Raw genomic sequence first — 297 nt, 5'->3', positions numbered from 1 at the left:
CTCTTCCACAACTTTATCTGCCATTGTTAAACCATCAATATCAATTGCTTCTAACTCTTTTCTTATTACTTCAACTAATTTAGTGTCTGCAATTCCATCAATGTATGAGAGACAAATATCAGTTTTTGATCTTTTCCCCACTTTCATGATTTCATTTCTTAATCTTTCATCTCGTATCCTTCTTCTCGTTAAAGCTGTATTTTCAATGATATTCTCAGTATAGCCGTCACGACTCCCTCGAACAACACGTTCTGTATCCGGTTCCTCAGGTCCTCTTCCTGGATAACTCCGAACATC

General features: G+C 37.0%; 1 protein-coding gene. It reads right to left on the bottom strand.

From position 1 onward, the window contains the following. On the bottom strand, positions 1-297 hold a 297-nt coding region (locus AOA61_RS27775; RefSeq protein ID WP_143521271.1), incomplete at both ends, for a spore germination protein.

It is taken from the genome of Pseudomonas sp. 2995-1, assembly GCF_002742505.1.
Classification (GTDB): domain Bacteria; phylum Pseudomonadota; class Gammaproteobacteria; order Pseudomonadales; family Pseudomonadaceae; genus Aquipseudomonas; species Aquipseudomonas sivasensis.
The sequence above is the reverse complement of the archived record's forward strand: the minus strand, read 5'-3'. Positions and strand labels throughout refer to the sequence as shown.